Here is a 19188-nt window from a genome sequence, read left to right as displayed (position 1 = left end):
CCTACCATGATTTAAGATAGGCAAAAGATTTATCGAAAACAAGACTTATCGGACGTCTGTTTTTACCAACTTTTACCTCGCTTGTAAATCTTAAATTAACACCGTTTATAGTTGTTGACTGCGAAGCCACGGGTATTGAAGTTACGTTACGGACCAAAAAGTCGTCATAGCTGCTTAAATCGTCGCAGTCACAAACCATGCTTACCGCGCCGCCGCTGCAAGATATTGCATTTTCTCTTCTGTATATAGTCTGGTTTTTTGTGTTGTAACAAAAAATAACAATGCTTGCGGGAATATCCGTTTTAACACAACGCGCGTTCGCGCCCGGTATAAAATTTTTATATACCTGCATAAAAACCTGTTTGTGAGCTTCCGAATTACAGGTAAAACTATTAAAACCGACGTCAGTAGATTCGCTTATATCTTTTTGTATTCTTTTAGAAGCTATTGAAAAAGCATTTTTATACAAAAGCTCCTCACGACTTGACGAAGCGAAATTAGATGTCGCAACCCACAACCCTACAAGCCCTGCCATTACAAGACCGGTTAAAAACAAAGCTACCAAAATCTCAATAAGAGTAAAACCTTTTTTATTTTTATTAATCATAATACTTGTCCGTTACAGATAAGGGTAAAGTATATCTGGTATTGCTGCTTAGCCGGGTCTGACGGTAAACCTATATTGCTTACCTCATAATAAAAACTTGAGTTAAAACTATCACACATTTCCGGAAGCAAACATGAAACGCTGTGCTTTCTGCCTGTCAAAAAGGGGCTGTAAGTATCGTCCAATATTATATTGTCGCAAATATCCCTTCTCATAGGTTTTTTTGCCGGGTCTGTTTCCTGACTGACATATTTTACGCATTTGCAGTCATATTCATTTGTAGTGCTGTTAAGAGTGCAGGAAAACCCGTCGGCAGCGCATAAATCCGCCTCAACTAAAGTTTTCATCTTTGCGGATGCTCTTTCAAGCGCGTACATCATTTCTTCGCGCATATCCGGGTTCTTGGCCGAACGTAAAGAAACCATAATAACCCCGTAAATACCCATTGTAACGGTAGCCAAAAGAACCATTGATATAACGGCTTCTGCAATTGTTAAACCTTTTTTATTTAGTAATTTCATTGTAATTTATCCTTATTTTCTTCTTCAATTTCTAAAGTTGAAGCGTTAAGCCAGGCGCAATAAGTATTTGTAACCCCTTTTTGTTTCATGGTAGCCAGCCTGTTCACATTACAGCAGCCGCCGCCTGCGCCTGTAGCCAGATTGCAAACATAAATATTATATGCAAGCCTGTCCCAATTGTCTTTATTTATATAACCGCACCTTGTAAGCACGCTTGTATTGCCAAGGTTTACTTCACAAAGCGCATCCCCTGAATTTGTGACCGCGTTCGTTACATGCCCGCCTATGGGAATGTTCCTGGCTATAACGGGATAATCTTTAATAAAATTATAATTAGCCTGCCCTATTTTGCCAAGGGCTATTTTTGCTTCATTAAGCCTGCTGTCTTTTAAGCTGTCGCGGTAGGAAACAACGGCCAAGGAAGCTAAAATGCCTATAATTAAAATAACAACCAAAAGTTCAACCAACGTAAACCCTTTTTTATTTGTTTTCATCATTTAGCCACCACCCCTTGAGAAGTATAATAAAGAAAAACTTTATCTTTATATCTGCCGGCGCTTTCTTTACCCACCATAGTTCCGCCTATACCGGTAGCGCAGTTATTAAAACTTGATACTCCGCAAATATTAAAAATAAAGTCAGCCTCGGCCCAATTTCTTGCCTGAACATAACCGCAGTTAATAAGCACGTTAGGGGAAAATATTGTGCCGCCGAAACCCGTATATCTGTTACCCAGATCACAACTGCCCTTTGTAACAAGGTTAAGAGGGCCGGAGTTTAGCCTAGCCGAAGGATTATCAATCATAAACTTTTGGTGCCCAAGCATAACTTCTTCAAAAATAGCTTTAGCGCGGTCCAGTTTAGCGTCTTCCACGGAACGCCTGTAAGCTACTATCGCTATCTGCGCTAAAACAGCCACAAGAATAAAAATAACCAAAAGCTCCATCATCGTAAAACCGGAACTACCGTTAAGAGGCGTTATTTTTTTATTAAGTATATTAGTAATTTTACCCATATTTTCCCCCCTTAATTAACCTCTTCAGTTAAATCATAGTTATTATCATAGACGCTAAATTTATCAACCCAAGCGCTTTTTGTTGACTTATAACGCCCGGATGTTTTGCCGCTTTTCATGCAAGCCAATTTATTGTTATTATCACAGCATTGGACGCCTGAACCTGTTTTAGGGCAAACGAAAAAACTATACCCCTGGTAAGTTTTTCCCGTAGCATCATCCCACGCTATGTCTTTTAAAAGATTATGTTTAGCAAGGCATCCCACAGAACCTGCGATACAAGCGGCAGCCAAAGTATCTCTGGTTACCTGCCCGCTTATATTATTGCTGTCATACATTCTGAAAGTCTGCACGGCGGAAGCTATTTCAATTAAAACCGCCTGGGCCCGCTGGTTGCGGGTATTTTCCTGCGCGTTCCTAAAAGAAGGCACCGCTATGACAACCGCAAGCGTAACTATAACGACAACAACCAAGAGCTCAACTAATGTAAACCCGTTTTTCTTAATCATAATAAAACTCCTTAAAAGGGAAAAAATTCCCTTTTGTTACATGTTGCTGCCCATTTGAGACATTTTAAATATAGGCATGAAAATTGACATAACAACTATACCTATAATAACGCCTACGCCGATAATAAGTATAGGGTCAATAACCGCCGAAAAACGGGCTATAAACTGGTTAACGTGGTCATTATAAAACTTGGCCAAAGTGTCAATAATATTAGGTAAACGTCCGGATTCCTCACCCATTCTCATCATCTCGGTCATCATACCAGGGAAAACACCTGTGTCTTTAAAAGAATCCGAAATAGACTTGCCTTCGGAAACGTCTTTTTTGGCCTCTCTTAAAGCGTTTCTTATTATGATGTTGCCGGCAAAAGCGTTTTCAAGAACCGTAATGGAGTTAAGAATTGTAACACCGCTTTTTAAAAGCGTGGAAAGAGTGGAAAGCATACGCTCATAATACATGTTCTTTAAAAATGCGCCTAATAAAGGTATATTAAGAAGAAATGAGTGCCAGTTCTTTTTACCCGCGTCACCGCGTATGTAAACGTTAAACGCTACGATAGCCACAACCAATGTGCCTATAATCCAAGGTAATCTGTGTGTAATTAAATGTGAAATTAAAAGTACCGCCTGAGTAATGGCGGGAAGTTCCATGTTTGACTCTGCAAAAATAGTGGCAAACGTAGGGACGATAAAAACGATAAAGTAAATTAATACGCCTACCGACATGATAAACAAAATCGCCGGGTAGGAAACAGCCGTAATAATTTTACTTCTGACAGCGTCCTGCGTTTTAATATAAACCGCAATCTGCATCAATGTGCCGGCAAGCTGTCCGCCTACTTCACCCGCCTGCACCAGGGAAAGCCAAATATGGTCAAACGTTTTGGGGTGTTTTTCCAAAGCGGTATAAAAAGAAGAGCCTGAGGCAATATCTTTAGCTATTTGCTGTAAAACGTAACCCAAGTTAGGGTCTGAAGCGTGTTCACCCAAAAGCGTAATAGCTCTTACCAATGGTACGCCGCCGGAAATAAGAGTTGAAAGTTGTTCAGCGAAAAAGGCCAAAATGTGCGATTTAACCTTACTGTTAGTTCCTTTGCCTTTTTGGGGTTTTGTTCCACCGAAGAGAGCCCCTTTTCCGCCCGCTTCTTTAACTTCAAGAATAATATACCCGTGCTCCTGTAATATACCTACGGCTTTATCCCTTGAGTCAGCCTGAAGGCTGCCTTTAAAAGATTTGCCTGTATGATCTTTAACTACATATGAATATTTAGCCATAAACCCTGCCTTAATATTTTATTTTTTTGTTATTGCGTAACAAATCTATTCTTCCAACGTGGTGACGGATAAAATTTCCTCATGTGTTGTTAACCCTTTAACGGCCTTTCTCCAACCGCTCGCGCGAAGGTTCCACGCGCCGGACCTTTCAGCAGCCCGGTTAAGGTCAATAAGGTCCTGCGTTTTATAAATAATATTTCTCATTTCCTCATTGATTTTAAAAACTTCATAAATAGCCATACGGCCTAAATACCCGGTTTCGCTGCATTTGGGACAGCCTACCTTTTGGTAAAAAGTCCACGTGTCTTTATCCCCGGGAGGAAGCTTTGATTCCCTTAAAGCCTGTTCAACAAGCTCAGGTGAAGGCGTAAAAGGACGCCTGCAATGCGGACAAAGCTTTCTGATAAGACGCTGCGCCGCCACTAAAGCTAAAGAGCTGGAAAGCAAGAACGCCTCCATACCCATATCAATAAGACGCGGAATCGCACCCAAAGCTTCGTTAGTGTGCAGCGTTGAAAGCACTAAGTGGCCTGTAAGAGCGGCTTTTAAACATGATTCGGCCGTTTCATTATCGCGGACTTCACCTACCAAGATAACGTCAGGATCTTGGCGGAGAAAAGAACGCAGGCCCGCGGCAAAAGTTAAACCGATTTGTGGTTTAACCTGCACCTGGCTTATACCCTGAAGTTTATATTCTACAGGATCTTCCAGCGTCATAAAGTTAAGTTCAGTGGTTTTAATTGTTGATAAAACGGCGTTAAGCGTGGTTGATTTACCCGAACCTGTAGGCCCTGTAAGAAATATCAACCCGTGCGGTAAGTTAGCCGCAGATAAAAAGTCTTCCCTTTGTCTGGGCTCAAAGCCAAGCCTTTCAATAGTAAGAACGCTGGTACCTTTATCCAAAATACGAAGAACCAGCTTTTCGCCAAACACCGTGGGACAAACCGAAACACGGACTTCAATGGTTCTGTTCTGGTACTTTATGGCGAAGCTGCCGTCTTGCGGTAAACGCTTTTCGGCAATGTCTAACTTAGATAAAATTTTAATACGGGAAATAATAGCCGCAACGCTTTCCTTAGGAGGCGGGGTTCTTTCATAAAGCGCGCCGTCGATTCTGAAACGCAAGCTGACCATTTCGTCAAACATTTCCAAGTGAATATCGGAAGTTCTTTCCGAAATAGCTTGCTTTAAAATAGCGTTAACAAGTTTAATGTAGTGCGATCCGCTGCCTTTTAAAGTATCTAAGTCAAGCTTTCCTTCTACGGAAATAACTTCAATGTCGTCCCCTTCTTCCTCTTTAACGGCGGCGTTGCCTACAACAACTTCTTCAATTAAGTCTTTACCACCGTAAAAAACGTCAATAGCGGTTAAAATTTGGGATTTACTGGCGATAAACGGTTGGATATCATAGCCGGTCATCATTTTTACGTTATCAACTAAAAAAACGTTTGAAGGGTCATACATTGCTATAGCCAAAACGCCTTCTTCCAAAAATAAAGGAAGAACCATGTTTTCCCTGGCAAATTTTTCATTTACAACATCTTGCAGGTTTTGTTCCTTTTCAGGTATTAAAATGTTATTTTCTTTGGAAGCGTAAGGAACGGAAAAGTGTTTTGAGAGCGCAATTGTTATTTGCTCTTCCGTAGCGAAGCCGAGTTTAATAGTAGCGTCGCCCAAAGAAACATTGTTTTGGTTGGCGTACAATGTGGCCTTTTTAAGCTGCTCAGCGTTTATAATGCCGGAATCGATTAAAATATCATCTAGTTTTCTGCTCATGTTATACCGCCCCGAATAATATTTAAAAAATTATTTTTAATTTGCCCCGTAAGACAATCAAAAAAGAACTTTTTTACATTTAAAGGGGCGCGGGTTAACGCGCCCCTCTTAAATTTTAGTCCGCCAAGATTGTAGGCGTTACAAAAATAACCATATCGGTTGTTTCTTTAGTTGTTGATCTTTGTGTAAATAACCAACCTATTAAAGGAATATCACCAAGTAAAGGAACTTTCCTGTCTTCTAAGATTTCTCTTGAAGACAATAAGCCGCCCAATACAACTGTCTGTCCGTTTTTAACGCGTACAAGAGTGCTTGCGCTTCTGTTAAGCGTATCTTTCGTACCATCACTTACGGCAGAGTTTGCGACTGAAGAATAAGAAGGTTCGATAAGAAGGGTAATATACCCCTCTTTGTTAACCTGGGGCGTAACTTTAAGGGTTAAACCCACAGTTTTTCTTTCAGCTGTCTGGCTTACAACGTTTGTGCTGCCTGTGTTGCCTGACAAATTACTTGCGAAACCCACAGCCGCGTCTCTTGTTGATTCGATAACCGCGGGTTGGTTGTTTATTGTAACAACTTTAGGCTTACCAAGGTACTTTGCTTCGCCTCTTGTCAAAAGTGATTTAAGCACGATTGAAAATGAAGAAAAATCTAAGAAAGCGTCTTTAGGGGAGTTGCTGTTGCCGCCGCTGCCGTCAGTGCTTCCACCACCGCTGTCGCCGCCGGAGCTACCGCCCGTACCCGTACCTGCGGGAGGGAAAATATAACCCCAGCCGCTTACGCCGTTACCTTTAACATAATCAATATCAACGCCTCTTGCGGGACCTGTAAATTTAAATATTGTGCCGTCCGTACCGCCGTAGCTTAAACCTATTTCCAAACCGCTTGATTTGTTTACTTCAATAATTTGCGCTTCAATCAAAACCTGCGGAGGTTTGATATCAAGTTCAGCTAAAATGTTTTCCAACTGCGGAAAAATTTCAGGAATATCGGTAACAATAAGTTTATTTGTTCTCGGGTCAATAGCTATTTTACCCTGTGAGGACATTACACTTTGAATGATTGTTAAGAAATCGCTGCCGGTGGCGCCTTTTCTCGCGCTGTCTGTAACCATTTCGGCAAGGTTTTCCATGTCGCTTCTTTGTTCATTGGGGTTGACGTTAAGGCTGGAGGCAAAAGTTGATTGTGGCGAGTTTGTATTGCCGGTGCTGTTGCTGCCTTGAAGTGAAATATAGTTTAATGTATAAACTTTTGTAATTGTGTTAGGTGAATCACTTGAACGTTTGGTAACGACATAGCTGTCGCTTTTACCTATACGCTGGTAAGTAAGTCCCTGCACGCGAAGTAATGTGTCAAGCGCCTCTCTCACTGTAATATTATTAAGTGAAGCTGTAACTTTTTTATTGGCAAATTCCTCACTCATAATAAAGTTTATTTTAGCCTGCGCTGAAATACTGTTAAGAAACGTAGCTATCGGAACGCTTGCCACTCTGATAGAAACTTTTCTGTCTAACGGTGAGTTGGCCTCTGTATCTTTATACAGAGATGACTCCGCATTAGCGGCGGCGAAACCGCCGGATTTAGGGGCGGGTTCATCCTTAGGTAACTCCAAATTAACATTTTGAGCCCATGCTATACTTGCGCTTGTCAAACAAAGCGCCGCTGCAAAAGCCCAAACAGCAATTAAACTCCTTTTCATTCACTTCCTCCTATTTAACGTCAACTTTTTTAGTAAAAGTCTGTCCTTTATAACTAAATCTTACGCTGTCTTCTCCTATATAGACGATTTTGGCGCCCAATATAGTCGAACCTACCGTGTATATTTTATTATTAATAAAAACTTCCTGTCCTACAAGGCCCTGTATTTTTATTTTATTTCTTATAGCCCTGCTGGGATCTTTTAACAATTCCTGCCTGGCTCTTTCTTCCGCCTCTCTTCTAAGTCTTGCCTGACGTTCGGCCTCAAGCCTGGCTTTTCTGGCATTCTCTTCAGTTCTGATTCTGGCAAGTCTGTTAGCTTCCGCGATATCCCTGTCATATTTTGAAAGGGTCGGGTCCTGATTGTACATGGCGGTATATTGCATACTTTTTTTACCCAACAAAATATCAGCTACCTTTGCGGGTTCTTCATCTTTAATATTATTTGCCGCAATCGCTGCCGAAACCGAAGCGTTTTTAGCTATTTGGGAGGGAGCAACCAGCGTATCCGGAATAATACCGGGAGGCGGCGGAAGCTGAGGCGCTCCTGTAGGATCCATGGTTTCCCTTTGCGTTTCAAAATCTTGTGAAATAGCTGCGGCGGGATCATCGCTGGGCATAGCGGCGGGCTCTTCAATTTTGGGGGCAAAAGCGCCTAAATTCATTGAGGAAAGAGATGTCTCACTCGATGTAGGCATAGCGTCAAGCTCATTTTGCTTAGCCTCGGCTACGGCACGCCGCTTTTGCTGCTTTTGGCCTTCGGACCATTTATCATACCCGTACCATGCGCCGGCAGCGACGATTATAAAAGCTAATATACCTATTATTTTCTTATTCATATATTATTTCCCCTCGCCTTTTTTAGCGGCAATCCTTTCTTTGGGAAATATAGTGCCGATTTTCATAGTAACGTTGTTAAGACCCAAATCTTTATCATCTTTGATAAGATTAAGTTCCTGCACTTTCATTAAATTTTTTCTGTTTTCAATATCTGAAACCAGTTTGCCTATATTGTAATAAGACCCTTTTAAAGAAACACCCATCGCGGCGGCAGTTAAAATATCACCCGCTTCTTCCTGTTGGGGGCCGGTAAAAGTCTGCCTCATATTATTTCTGTCGAAAACGTCAATAATTTCAGTAATAAGCCATTCGTTTTTACCCGCAATATCTGGGAAAAACCCTTCAACTTCCAATATCTTCTCTTTATTTTGTTCGTAACTTACCATTTTTTCTTTCTGTGTTCTTAAAGATGATATTAGAGCATTTTTCTGGTTTATTATAGCGGCATTTCCGCCGTTATAATAATAAAGCGCGAAACAAACTATAACGCCAAACAATACCGGCTTAGCAAAAACTTTATAGTTGCCTTCCGCGGCCACAACGTTTATATTTTTAAAACCTTCTTTTAAAGAAACCACTAATGGATTTTCTTTTTTAGGTTTTAACGTTACAGGAGTAAGTTCAAGCCCGGGATTTCCGGCTTGGGTTACCTTAGCTTTAGGCTTTTTGGGAAATAAATTCTTCAAATCCATTATCTTCTTGCCCCCGCTTGATTTTGGCATCTTAAAATAAATCTGGTACCTTTACTTTCAATTCCGCCGCCGCCGGAAACGTTCGTCTCCACGGGAAATGATATTTCCACCCCTTTATTCCCCGGCCCGGCCTTACACATTGGGGCAAAAGCAGGCGCTGAAGCAATCAAATCCTTAAACTTATTGCCAAGATCAATGTCATATTTCCATTCCCCCTGGGGCGAAGAGATATAACCTTCCATCTCTATATTTGGCGGTTGTGCTCCGTCTTTAATGCTGTATGGTTCCCTATATGTAAATTTTGATATCCATATTTCGGGAGGCGTAATTTTCGCAAGAGCTTCAAAAACAGGAGTAAAGGTGAAAGAATTAAGAACCTTGTTATATTCCGTTATTTTTCTTTCCATACTTTCAGATAAAGATAAAATGCTGCCCGCATCCATACCGGCAAAATCGACGTTATGGATGGCGCTTTGCTGCGCCTTTTTTAAGGCTTCGTTTACCTGTATTACCTGATATTTACCCCATATATTTAAACCTATAAAGCAAATAACCGCAAAAATGGCTATTTTCCACATTGTAAGTACTGCCGATACTTCCTGTTTGTTAATACGTTTTTTACCACTTACGTCGACATCTGGCAAGGTATCATCAATAAACTTAGAACATGCGCCTATAGCGGAAACTTCGCCTATTGTTTTAGGTTCAATTCCCAAACCTTCTTTCATATTCCAAAAGCGTACCGGTTTTCTGGCATCAGCTTCTAAAACATGCGTCCACTCATAGGTATTATGCCCCATGATTACGGCTTCCTCAAAAGGGTCTCTCTCAAGCTGCTTGGAAATAAAATCAGTATAGTTACTTATTTCAAGCCTTCTTCTTTCAATAGGCAAAGGACCTGAAATATCCAATCCCCTTAAAAGTAACGGAACATTACCATTTACAAACAGGAGTTCGGCAGTATCAACGCCAAAGAAAGAATAAATCCTGCCTTTGCCCTCAACGGCTTCTTTATCCATAGCGTGGTAAGCCCTTTCAACTGAAAAAGCGGAAAGTTCTATGGCTATAGCTTCATAGCCTATATTTTTTAAACCGTCTTTTATGGAATCAACTATTTTTTTGCCTGTCATAGCAAAAACAACGCCAAGTTTTTTTTGTTTGGTAATGGCTGTCTCTACATTATATACATAATAGGAGTAAGAACCTTTTTCAAAAGGATAATGTATATACTTTCTTGCCTGCAAAGGAATAGATTGTTTCCAATATTTCCTTTCTATATCCGGCATTACAAAATGCCTCAAAATGGAAAAACTTGAAGATAAAGAAACAACAACTCTTTTTGTTTTCCACTTCTTTTTTTCCATTATATTTTTTAAAGGCGTAAGCCATATTTCGGAATTAGTGAAAAAGTTTTCATTTAAATCAAGCGGTTTAAGAATACTCTTATCAAAAGGAGGTACCGCCACCCTTATAAGACCTTCTATAACCGTGTTGTTATTTTTCCTTGTTGTCTGGGCTATGAAAATATCTGTCGGGCTTATATATAAACCCAAACAATCTTCTTCTATCTCTTTTTCAACGCCCAATATTTTTGTAACAAACCTATTCATTAGTTAACCCTTAACGTTGTTAAATTAAACTTCTCAATTACTGCCCGTAGTCGCCGTAATCTCCGTAATCATAATTATCTTCCGGATAATAGCCCGTACCTGATTGTACGGAACCCGGCTGAGGAACCGCAGAAGCGCCTCCTGTAGCGGGGACGGAGCTGTCATACTGAGACATGTCACCTTCGTAATAAGGCTCTTCGCTGGGGAAATTGTTTTCCGCCGCAGACGGCATTTCTTCTATAGTAGAAGGGTCGATATTAACATCCGTTCTGCCGGGCCTTGTCCATAAATATTTAGCTTTATAATTTACAGATGCAGCGGCTTTTTTAGCGGCGGTTGCTTTAGCTTTTTTAAGCTCTTCAACGCTGGGAAGAACAGTTATTCTTCTTTTTAAAATTTTTGTTTGGTTTTTGCTGTCAACCGCGGTTAAAACAGCGGTGTATTTGCCCGCGGGCAGAGGTTCGCCGAAAAAGTTTTTCCTTGCGTTCCAAAATGTTTGGTAATAAACAGGACCAGAACCTTCAACCTGTCTGATAATATAATATTTACCGTCCGTGTTATGCTGTACGATTTGCATTGTCCATCTTGTTATGGGATTTTTTGTTTCTATAACGGAGTAGTCAAGGAAAACGCCGTCTTCCCCGCCACGGTTAAGCTGCTGGCTTATAGGAGCCATTGCCAAACTCATAATAGGCAGTTTTTCGCCCGATTCGGGCATTTGCAACACAGGCAATGCGTCAAAATCAAAAACAATTGACAAGCCGTCCAAATTGCTGAACTTTGCCGGGGGCTCTTCATTATATAAGCCCATGTTGTAGCTTAACTTCGCGGGAGAAATGCCTTTATATATAAGGTAAGAGCTTAAAGCCACAGCTTGTTTAACACCGGATAAGTTAACATCATCCGTATAAGAACCCGGAGGCAAGATAACAAATGACGGCGTAGGGCTTAAAACCATTAAAGTATACAAGTCTTCAAGAATTTTTAAGCCGTTATCAGAATACTGCCCGCTTTTGTCAAAAATTGCCGCAGATTCTATATCAATAGCGTCGATATCGTTATTTCTGAAATAAATTTTAACGCCTTTTCTGGCGGATAATGAGTCAACTGCTTGTTGCCTTAAGTTAATTAAAGTATTAGCAGCGACTTGTTCTCTTTTTGCCTGGGCTTCATAGCTGTTAGGGTCAAGCCTGGCGTAATATTCAAAAGGATCATAGGGTTTAGCTTCTTCAACAACCACGCCCGTTGGCGCGGCCTCTTCTTTAGCGGCGGCAACCTCTTCTTTTGCTTGGGTTGTTCCTGCGGCGGCTGTTCTTATTGCTTCAGCTTCCGCGTTAGCTTTATCAATTATAGCCTGGGCTTCAGCTTCCGCCTGGGTTTTTGCGTCCGTAACTGTTTGCGCCGCTTTAGCCTTTTCAGCGTCAGTATCGGGTATAAATTTAGGAGGCTCAACATTACCAAGCTGGTTATGTATTTTGTTAACATACATGTTTGCTTCGGCGTATTCCTGCGGGGTACCGTGCATCATCACGTCTATAAAGTTATCTCTGGCTGCGTCGTAGTTTCCTTCTTCATAATATTTTTTACCCTGTTCAAGTTGTTTTGCGGACGACGTGTTTTGCATAGTACAACCTGCAAGAATAAAAACAAAAATCGCCATCAAAAGAACTAATTTCTTTTTAAGCATGCTAAGCTCCTTTTTTTACAAGAAAGATAAATTCACTAAATATGATACAAAAATTTTGACCTTTTGATTATATCAATTTATTAATATTTGTAAATATCAAAAAATACTTTTACGAAATAATAAATATATTATAAAATATAATTAATCAGTTTTTCAGACTTTTGTCCAGTTGGAAAAAACTGAGCGGTTATAAAAATGCTGTAAAAAACGCTAAACGTAATTACACTTTTCAAAACTTACTCAGTTTCCGACAATCTGCTGTAACACTGTTAATCCGGGGCGTTTTAATAGCCCGCAAATCAAAGGTATATATGAACCATCGCGAAGACGTAAGAAACATAGCCATTATCGCTCACGTAGATCATGGCAAAACCACAATTGTTGACTCCATGCTTAAAATTACAGGAGAATTTAATATAAAAGAAGACGCCGCCCAAGACACGGTTTTGGACTCTAATCCTCTCGAACGTGAAAGAGGCATCACAATTTTAGCGAAATGCACTTCCGTGCCGTACAAAAACCATATTATAAATATTGTTGACACCCCGGGACACGCGGACTTCGGCAGCGAAGTTGAGCGCGTTCTTAAAATGGTTGACGGCGCGATATTAATGGTTGACGCTGTTGACGGCCCCATGCCGCAAACAAGGTTCGTTTTGAGAAAGGCTTTATCTTTAGGAATAAGACCGATTGTCGTTATTAATAAAATGGACAGGTTAAACGCTGACCCCCACAGAGTAGTTGACGATGTTTTTAACCTTTTCATAGAACTCGGCGCTACGGACGAACAGCTTGACTTTCCTATTCTTTACGCAAGCGGTAAAGAAGGCTGGGCAAGTGAAAACGCAGCAATAAGAGGCACTGATATCACGCCTTTATTTGAATCAATTTTAAAACAGGTTCCCCCGCCTATCGCCCATTTGGACAAGCCTTTACAAATGCAAATTACCATGCTTGACTACAGTAATTTCTTAGGAAGCATAGGCACGGGCAGGATTTACAGCGGCAATATATCCAAAGGGCAAACGGTTATTTTAGTTAAACCTAACGGCGAGACAAAAAATGTTAAAGCTCTTAAAATTGAAAGATTTTTAGGATTAATAAGGCAGGAAGTACAATCGGCCGAAGCGGGCGACATTGTTTCAATAGCCGGGCTTGAAGGCGTTAATGTGGGAGACACGGTCTGCCAGCCTGAGGCGCCGCTTCCTATGCCGGCCTTATCTTTTGACGAACCTACCATATCAATGGAATTTTTTGTTAATGACTCGCCTTTCGCGGGCAGAGAGGGTAAATTTTTAACAAGCCGCCACATTAAAGCCAGACTTGAAAAAGAAGCCCACACCAACGTGGGTTTAATTGTTGAGCAAATGGAAGGCGAAGGGAAATTTAAAGTTTCGGGCCGCGGCGAATTGCACTTAACTATATTAATTGAAACTATGAGACGCGAAGGTTTTGAGCTTGCGGTATCTTCACCGCAGGTTATTTATAAAGAAGAAAACGGCGTGGTAACCGAACCTTTTGAATACTTAATCCTTGACATTCCATCCGAATTCCAAGGCGTTGTGTTTGAAATGTTAGGCACGCGCGGAGCAAAGCTTGAAAACATGGTTTCAGAAGGTGAAAATAGATTAAGACTTGAGTACTCCGTAGCGTCGCGCGCTTTACTGGGTTTTAAAAATGAATTTTTAACCTCTACAAGAGGCAAAGGTATTATGCACCACAGCTTTCACGGTTATTACCCTAAGCAAAACCTTTCCCCTCTTAGAAGAAACGGCGTATTTATCGCAAAAGAGCCGGGTGAAACAACAGTCTACGCCATTTTCGCTTTATCAGACGGCGGACAATTCTTTGTAGGCCCCGGTGAAAAAGTTTACGCCGGAATGATTGTGGGCCAAAATTCGAGAGAAAACGACTTGGTTGTAAACCCCAACAAAGCCAAGAAATTGAGTAACATGAGAAGCAAAGCGACAGATGAAGCTTACACTTTAAGTCCCAAACGCGAGTTTACGCTTGAGCAAGCTATCGAATACATAGCGCCCGACGAACTTGTTGAAATTACGCCCGTTGCCATACGCATGCGCAAAAAGATATTGGATTTTAATGAACGCAAACGTTTTGAAAAAACCGATACTGTTGAAGTTGAAGCATAATTAACACAAAAATTGGTTTGTAAAATAAAACGGGGCGGGATTATATCCGCTCCGTTTCAACTTAAAAAATAAAGTTATGTTAGAAATAAAAAACTTATCTTACAGCATAGGGTTACGCACTCTTCTTAACAGCGCGAACGCCTTTATAGCCAGAGGCCAAAAAGCGGGCCTTGTGGGTTTAAACGGCTGTGGTAAAACAACTTTATTTAATCTAATTTTAGGCAAGCTTCACCCCGAAAGCGGTGAAATTAATATTCCTTCCGAAGTGCGCGTAGCCACTGTTAAACAGGAAATTGAGGACACTTCCGAAACGCTGTTAAATTCAATACTCAACTCAGACATACGCTTAAAAACTTTACAGCATGATTTGGAAATCGAAACCGACGGCAGAAAGATAGCTGAAATACACGACCAGCTTAATACTTTAGGCATTCACAGTGCAAGCGCGAGAGCGGCCGCTATTTTAACGGGCCTGGGTTTTAAAAACAGCGATTTTGAACGCTCTTTAAAAGAATTTTCAGGCGGTTGGCGTATGCGCGCCGCGCTTGCGGCCACATTATTCGCCCCTTCGGACATTTTACTTTTAGACGAGCCCACCAACCACTTGGATTTGGAAACCACTATCTGGCTTGAAAACCATTTAGCTAAAATGGACCGCACCATAATTATAATAAGCCATGACCGCAATATTTTAAACAAACTTTGTGACCGCATTATTTTAATGGATGAAAGCAAATTAAAATCATACAACGGCAATTATGATATTTTTGAAAGAAGCAGAAATATTGAAAAAGAAAACGCCGCCGCTGCCGCCAAACAGCATGAACTTACAAGAGCGCATTTGCAATCCTTTGTTGACAGATTCCGTTACAAAGCAAGTAAAGCCAAACAGGCGCAAAGCAGAATAAAAATGCTTGAGCGTTTGGGTGATGCTCCCCCCGTTCCCGTGGACGCTGAAGTGCAATTCCGCTTCCCGCAGCCGGAACAGCTGCCGCCTTATTTAATAAGCATAGAAGACGGCGTTGCCGGTTATATTAATGACGAAGATTTTAATTACAGCGAAAAGGTTGTTTTAAAAAATTTTAACCTTACCGTTAGTCAAGATGACAGAATTGCCTTTTTAGGCGCTAACGGAAACGGCAAATCAACTTTAGCCAAAGTATTGGCTGAAAGGTTAAGATTACTATCGGGCAAAGTGAAAAAATCACGCAAACTGCGCACCGCTTATTTTGCCCAGCACCAAACTGAAGAACTGCCTTTAGATAAAACCGCTTTTGAAGTTATGTCAGACGCAATGGGCTTTGTTCCCATGACGGCGGTTTACACTCAGCTGGGCGGTTTTGGCCTAAATAAAAAAAAGGCTGATACTAAAATAGGCAAACTTTCCGGCGGAGAAAAAGCCAGGTTAATGCTTTCTTTAATTACAAAAGATAAGCCCCACCTGCTTATTTTAGACGAGCCTACCAACCACCTTGACATTGTTTCGCGCAGCGCTCTTTTAGATGCGCTTAACCAATATGAAGGCGCCGTTATTTTGATCACGCATGACTTACATATGATAGAACTTGTTTGTGAGAGGCTAATTTTAATAGCGGGCGGCGGCGTACGCAATTTTGAAGGCGACGTTGAGGATTACAAACAAAAAATTTTAAACGGCACTCTTGAATATTTTGACGAATTTGCCGCGCAAGACGACGCCAACTCCGAGGAACGCAGCCGAGCGGAAAAAAGAAGGCAGGACGCGCAAAAAAGGCTTGCCGCCGCACCTTTAAGAAAAGAGCTTAAAGAACTTGAAAGAAGCATTTCTCAAATGCAGCAGGAACGCGCGGTGTTGGAGGGTGAACTTATTAAAAAATTTGACCAGCAAAAATCTAAAGAGCTCGCTTACAAAATAAAAGATATTGATAAAGCCGAAGAAAAATGGCTTGAACTCTCCAATAAACTTGAAGAACATTTAACTTAAATTTTGTATTATCTAATTAAGCGATAAATATGAAAAAAGGATTTACTTTAATAGAACTTTTAGTGGTAGTCTTAATTATAGGCATACTTGCCGCCATAGCGTTGCCGCAATATACAAACGCCGTGGAAAAATCCCGTATGTCCGAAGCGTTAATAGTAGGCAAAAATTTTGTTGACGCAAGCCAAAGATATTTCCTCCAAACGGGCGAATACCCTACATCTTTTGATGAACTTGACATTGAAGTTCCGGGCGGATATACAATAAACGGCGCCTGGGCCACAAGTAACAACTTTACAATGCAGCTTGACGGTAAAAATGCCATTGTTCCCGCTATAAGAATTTTCCGCCTTAACAGCGCGGGAGAGAAAGTTGATTATTATATTTGGTGGGATATGACTAAAAATTCCAGAACATGCAACATACACGCGGGTATAATAAACACTTTTAGCGATAAAGGTAAAAAACTTTGCCTTTCCGCCGGGGGAAAAGATTCCGGCACAAGCGGCGTTTGGAATTTTTAAATAAAACTTAAAACAATAAAAAAAACAGGGCCCCTTTAAAAAGCGGCCCTGTTCTTATGCCCGTGACTAGGAGGGTAATGTAAGGCAGGATAAGGAAGGTAAAGGATCAGCTAAAGATATGTTATTGATAAGCAAATCACACTCATGCATAAGTTTAATATTGTTAAAAAGTTCCGCCGCGTCTATTTTTTTATTTCTTAAAATGCTTCTTACCGTTAAAGCAAATTCTTCTATTTCCAAACGCTTTTCCCGATTTGAACAAATACGCCAAAAACCCTCATTTTCCTTACTTAAAAAAGCTGTTGCGCTTTGCCACCACAACGGTGCCACAACCTTACTTTCTTTAAATAATTTATAACTGTCAAAACTATAGTTATAAACCGATTTTTCCATCAAATGAAAAGCGTTAAGCTTATTTTTAGGCATTTGTTTTACTAAGAACCATCTTGCTGTTAAATAATCCATCTTTCCCCCTCTATTTAACCTGTTTAATATTAACCGTCCAAATTTTTTGCCGTTTTATATCATTTTTTGCCTTATTAACAAAACTCCCTTCAGGCTCCTCTTCCCATTGTCCTTCTACACTGTAATCTCCGATAACAATTCTAGGCACGCCTGCAAAATAAGTTTTTATGGTGCTGTCTATTTGTTCAAACTCTTTAACCAACGGTAAAAGAGCATGCCTTCTTTTAAGCAATTTATAAAGGCTGAAATATAAGTCCGCACCTATAGCGGTATTTTGGTTTTTTTGTTTTCCCCCCATTGTTACCCTCTTATTAAGGGGCTTTTGCAGGGAGATACCGCCTTTTTCGCGGCTTCCGGGATGTCCCGGAGGTTAGGAGAGCCGTCTCGCCGGTATAAATTTGCTTTATAACAGCTTGGCCTGCAAAAGACCCTTTGATTTAACTTGAATATCAGCTTTTAGCTGAATCAAATCTGATACGATTGTATCAGATTTGTCTTAAATTGTCAATTTTCAGACCTAAAATATGCTAAAATATTGATACGATTTGATTAAGCAGAGATTAATGTGCCATATAAAAAACCAGGAGCTTCTATGAAAATGGGAGAAAAAATAGCCGCTAATATCAAAAGGCTGAAAATAACAAAAGTTAAACTTGCAGAAAGAATAGGGATTTCGGATTCAAGCGCTATATCACAGTGGGTAAAAGGAAAAACCAGGCCCTTACCGGAAAATTTGGAAAAACTTGCCTCAGAATTCGGAATAACCGTCCAAGAGCTTGATGATGACATTGAAACCGGTGAAAATTTAGAAGAAAAAACCCGCGCGCTTTTATACGCCATAGAAAGTATTACAAAAAAAATGAGTTTTGGCGTCAGCGACGAACAGGAAGAGTATTCTACCAGCTCTTTATCAAATAAAACAAAAATAGACGTTTTTATGCCAAAACATATAGCCGTTACGGGAGAGGCGAAAGAAGAATTTTTTATTTACCCAAGCTATTCTTCGGTAGATGAGTATTTGCCCATGCTTATAGACAGCCCTGATGATAAAACGCCTTTTGCATTAAAAATAGAAAGCGGAGAGGTTTACGCATACGCTAAAGAAGGCGAATACGCCGTAATTATGCCTGCCGATAAAGCTATAACCGGGAAAACCGCTCTTGTAAAATTTAACAAAAAATATTGTATAAAAAAAATTATTTTTAACGATAAGGAAATAGTACTAAAAAGCGGAAAAAAAGAAATAAAAGCAAATCTTGAAGATGTTGAAGTTTTAGGATTTGTAAAATACTTTTTAAGACTGCAATAGTATAAAATTTACACGCGACGGGCGAATCAAAAACGAAAAAATACTATCTTCTGTAAATATTCAAACAATCCCCGCAGTTTCGCGAAATTTATTTTATTTTTATATCGGGAAACAGGTATATCCCGGCTCCGGGCAGGCAATGCCTTCTCTGCTTGTTATTGTTTTACACAGTTTTTTGTTTTCTTCCGAGCCGTTTGCCGCGGCGCAAAATATTTCCTCAGTGCCGGCGTATTTTACCATCCATATGCTTTGCCCCGTACGATTAGCCTCAATATGTAGTAACGGAGAAGTGTGCATAATATAGGTAAAATATTTTGTTGATGAGGGGACTTCAATATCTAAATCAGTAAGGTTGGAGGTATACTCGCCTGTCGCCAAAAAATATCTGTCCTGCGCGTCCTTTAAAGCTTTTACCATTATCTTTGCCTCAGACCAACGGCTTTTTTCAACCGCTTTGGTATATTGAGGCAACGCTATAGCGGCAAGTATGCCTATAATAAGAACAACTACAAGTAATTCTATTAAAGTAAATCCTTTTTTCATATAAAGT

At 40.4% G+C, this 19188-nt stretch carries 19 protein-coding genes; 4 read left to right on the top strand and 15 right to left on the bottom strand.

Annotated elements, in window-relative coordinates; all coding sequences use genetic code 11:
• Position 1: 1 nt before the first annotated feature.
• From EMIN_RS03025 to EMIN_RS02970, 12 genes are all read right to left on the bottom strand, one after another.
• A complete protein-coding gene (locus EMIN_RS03025; protein WP_012414755.1) occupies positions 2-607 on the bottom strand; it encodes a type IV pilus modification PilV family protein in 606 nt (201 codons plus the stop codon).
• On the bottom strand, positions 604-1128 hold the full coding sequence (locus EMIN_RS03020) for a hypothetical protein (RefSeq protein ID WP_012414754.1): 525 nt from the start codon (positions 1126-1128) through the stop codon (positions 604-606). Before EMIN_RS03020 ends, EMIN_RS03025 begins: the two co-directional genes overlap by 4 nt.
• The gene (locus EMIN_RS08165; RefSeq protein ID WP_012414753.1) at positions 1125-1625 is read right to left on the bottom strand and encodes a prepilin-type N-terminal cleavage/methylation domain-containing protein; all 501 of its coding nucleotides are present in this window, start codon (positions 1623-1625) and stop codon (positions 1125-1127) included. Before EMIN_RS08165 ends, EMIN_RS03020 begins: the two co-directional genes overlap by 4 nt.
• A complete protein-coding gene (locus EMIN_RS03010) occupies positions 1622-2143 on the bottom strand; it encodes a type IV pilin protein (RefSeq protein ID WP_012414752.1) in 522 nt (173 codons plus the stop codon). Before EMIN_RS03010 ends, EMIN_RS08165 begins: the two co-directional genes overlap by 4 nt.
• 11 nt (positions 2144-2154) lie before the next feature.
• A complete protein-coding gene (locus EMIN_RS08160) occupies positions 2155-2652 on the bottom strand; it encodes a prepilin-type N-terminal cleavage/methylation domain-containing protein (RefSeq protein WP_012414751.1) in 498 nt (165 codons plus the stop codon).
• A gap of 36 nt (positions 2653-2688) precedes the next feature.
• Positions 2689-3927, bottom strand: a complete 1239-nt coding sequence (locus tag EMIN_RS03000) for a type II secretion system F family protein (protein WP_012414750.1) — start codon at positions 3925-3927, stop codon at positions 2689-2691.
• A 45-nt stretch (positions 3928-3972) separates the two neighbouring features.
• Positions 3973-5703: a GspE/PulE family protein gene (locus EMIN_RS02995; RefSeq protein WP_012414749.1), complete on the bottom strand. Its 1731-nt coding sequence runs from the start codon at positions 5701-5703 to the stop codon at positions 3973-3975.
• Positions 5704-5818: 115 nt separating this feature from the next.
• Positions 5819-7402 carry a secretin N-terminal domain-containing protein gene (locus EMIN_RS02990; protein ID WP_012414748.1) on the bottom strand — a complete coding sequence of 528 codons (1584 nt, stop codon included), beginning with the start codon at positions 7400-7402 and terminating at the stop codon, positions 5819-5821.
• Between the two features lie 10 nt (positions 7403-7412).
• A complete protein-coding gene (locus EMIN_RS02985) occupies positions 7413-8240 on the bottom strand; it encodes a hypothetical protein (protein ID WP_012414747.1) in 828 nt (275 codons plus the stop codon).
• Positions 8241-8243: 3 nt separating this feature from the next.
• Positions 8244-8933: a type 4a pilus biogenesis protein PilO gene (gene pilO, locus EMIN_RS02980; RefSeq protein ID WP_012414746.1), complete on the bottom strand. Its 690-nt coding sequence runs from the start codon at positions 8931-8933 to the stop codon at positions 8244-8246.
• Positions 8933-10543, bottom strand: a complete 1611-nt coding sequence (locus EMIN_RS02975; RefSeq protein WP_012414745.1) for a type IV pilus biogenesis protein PilM — start codon at positions 10541-10543, stop codon at positions 8933-8935. Before EMIN_RS02975 ends, pilO begins: the two co-directional genes overlap by 1 nt.
• Before the next feature lie 37 nt (positions 10544-10580).
• Positions 10581-12230: an ATP synthase subunit B family protein gene (locus EMIN_RS02970; RefSeq protein ID WP_012414744.1), complete on the bottom strand. Its 1650-nt coding sequence runs from the start codon at positions 12228-12230 to the stop codon at positions 10581-10583.
• Positions 12231-12541: 311 nt separating this feature from the next.
• On the opposite strand from EMIN_RS02970, the gene typA reads away from it, so the two are divergent.
• The 3 genes from typA to EMIN_RS08155 all read left to right on the top strand — a co-directional run bounded on the left by typA (position 12542) and on the right by EMIN_RS08155 (position 16864).
• Positions 12542-14380: a translational GTPase TypA gene (gene typA, locus EMIN_RS02965; RefSeq protein ID WP_012414743.1), complete on the top strand. Its 1839-nt coding sequence runs from the start codon at positions 12542-12544 to the stop codon at positions 14378-14380.
• A 76-nt stretch (positions 14381-14456) separates the two neighbouring features.
• Complete coding sequence (locus tag EMIN_RS02960) at positions 14457-16343, top strand: ABC-F family ATP-binding cassette domain-containing protein (protein ID WP_012414742.1); 1887 nt, start codon at positions 14457-14459, stop codon at positions 16341-16343.
• 29 nt (positions 16344-16372) lie between these two features.
• A complete protein-coding gene (locus EMIN_RS08155) occupies positions 16373-16864 on the top strand; it encodes a type IV pilin protein (RefSeq protein WP_012414741.1) in 492 nt (163 codons plus the stop codon).
• 66 nt (positions 16865-16930) lie between these two features.
• Here the strand turns inward: EMIN_RS08155 and EMIN_RS02950 are convergent, their stop codons facing one another.
• Complete coding sequence (locus EMIN_RS02950; protein WP_012414740.1) at positions 16931-17329, bottom strand: hypothetical protein; 399 nt, start codon at positions 17327-17329, stop codon at positions 16931-16933.
• Positions 17330-17339: 10 nt separating this feature from the next.
• Complete coding sequence (locus tag EMIN_RS02945) at positions 17340-17627, bottom strand: hypothetical protein (protein WP_012414739.1); 288 nt, start codon at positions 17625-17627, stop codon at positions 17340-17342.
• A 294-nt stretch (positions 17628-17921) separates the two neighbouring features.
• On the opposite strand from EMIN_RS02945, the gene EMIN_RS02940 reads away from it, so the two are divergent.
• Complete coding sequence (locus EMIN_RS02940) at positions 17922-18638, top strand: helix-turn-helix domain-containing protein (RefSeq protein ID WP_012414738.1); 717 nt, start codon at positions 17922-17924, stop codon at positions 18636-18638.
• A gap of 99 nt (positions 18639-18737) precedes the next feature.
• On the opposite strand, the gene EMIN_RS08150 is transcribed toward EMIN_RS02940, so the two are convergent.
• The gene (locus tag EMIN_RS08150) at positions 18738-19181 is read right to left on the bottom strand and encodes a type IV pilin protein (RefSeq protein ID WP_012414737.1); all 444 of its coding nucleotides are present in this window, start codon (positions 19179-19181) and stop codon (positions 18738-18740) included.
• Between the last annotated feature and the right edge of the window lie 7 nt (positions 19182-19188).

This window comes from Elusimicrobium minutum Pei191 (genome assembly GCF_000020145.1).
Classification (GTDB): domain Bacteria; phylum Elusimicrobiota; class Elusimicrobia; order Elusimicrobiales; family Elusimicrobiaceae; genus Elusimicrobium; species Elusimicrobium minutum.
Note: the sequence above shows the minus strand (reverse complement) of the source record. Positions and strands in the feature narration are given on the sequence as shown.

Bases quoted from the DNA above. Each gene is read 5' to 3' on its own strand.
- EMIN_RS03025 (WP_012414755.1), bottom strand. From the start codon at position 607: ATGATTAATAAAAATAAAAAAGGTTTTACTCTTATTGAGATTTTGGTA.
- EMIN_RS03020 (WP_012414754.1), bottom strand. From the start codon at position 1,128: ATGAAATTACTAAATAAAAAAGGTTTAACAATTGCAGAAGCCGTTATA.
- EMIN_RS08165 (WP_012414753.1), bottom strand. From the start codon at position 1,625: ATGATGAAAACAAATAAAAAAGGGTTTACGTTGGTTGAACTTTTGGTT.
- EMIN_RS03010 (WP_012414752.1), bottom strand. From the start codon at position 2,143: ATGGGTAAAATTACTAATATACTTAATAAAAAAATAACGCCTCTTAAC.
- EMIN_RS08160 (WP_012414751.1), bottom strand. From the start codon at position 2,652: ATGATTAAGAAAAACGGGTTTACATTAGTTGAGCTCTTGGTTGTTGTC.
- EMIN_RS03000 (WP_012414750.1), bottom strand. From the start codon at position 3,927: ATGGCTAAATATTCATATGTAGTTAAAGATCATACAGGCAAATCTTTT.
- EMIN_RS02995 (WP_012414749.1), bottom strand. From the start codon at position 5,703: ATGAGCAGAAAACTAGATGATATTTTAATCGATTCCGGCATTATAAAC.
- EMIN_RS02990 (WP_012414748.1), bottom strand. From the start codon at position 7,402: ATGAAAAGGAGTTTAATTGCTGTTTGGGCTTTTGCAGCGGCGCTTTGT.
- EMIN_RS02985 (WP_012414747.1), bottom strand. From the start codon at position 8,240: ATGAATAAGAAAATAATAGGTATATTAGCTTTTATAATCGTCGCTGCC.
- pilO (WP_012414746.1), bottom strand. From the start codon at position 8,933: ATGGATTTGAAGAATTTATTTCCCAAAAAGCCTAAAGCTAAGGTAACC.
- EMIN_RS02975 (WP_012414745.1), bottom strand. From the start codon at position 10,543: ATGAATAGGTTTGTTACAAAAATATTGGGCGTTGAAAAAGAGATAGAA.
- EMIN_RS02970 (WP_012414744.1), bottom strand. From the start codon at position 12,230: ATGCTTAAAAAGAAATTAGTTCTTTTGATGGCGATTTTTGTTTTTATT.
- typA (WP_012414743.1), top strand. From the start codon at position 12,542: ATGAACCATCGCGAAGACGTAAGAAACATAGCCATTATCGCTCACGTA.
- EMIN_RS02960 (WP_012414742.1), top strand. From the start codon at position 14,457: ATGTTAGAAATAAAAAACTTATCTTACAGCATAGGGTTACGCACTCTT.
- EMIN_RS08155 (WP_012414741.1), top strand. From the start codon at position 16,373: ATGAAAAAAGGATTTACTTTAATAGAACTTTTAGTGGTAGTCTTAATT.
- EMIN_RS02950 (WP_012414740.1), bottom strand. From the start codon at position 17,329: ATGGATTATTTAACAGCAAGATGGTTCTTAGTAAAACAAATGCCTAAA.
- EMIN_RS02945 (WP_012414739.1), bottom strand. From the start codon at position 17,627: ATGGGGGGAAAACAAAAAAACCAAAATACCGCTATAGGTGCGGACTTA.
- EMIN_RS02940 (WP_012414738.1), top strand. From the start codon at position 17,922: ATGAAAATGGGAGAAAAAATAGCCGCTAATATCAAAAGGCTGAAAATA.
- EMIN_RS08150 (WP_012414737.1), bottom strand. From the start codon at position 19,181: ATGAAAAAAGGATTTACTTTAATAGAATTACTTGTAGTTGTTCTTATT.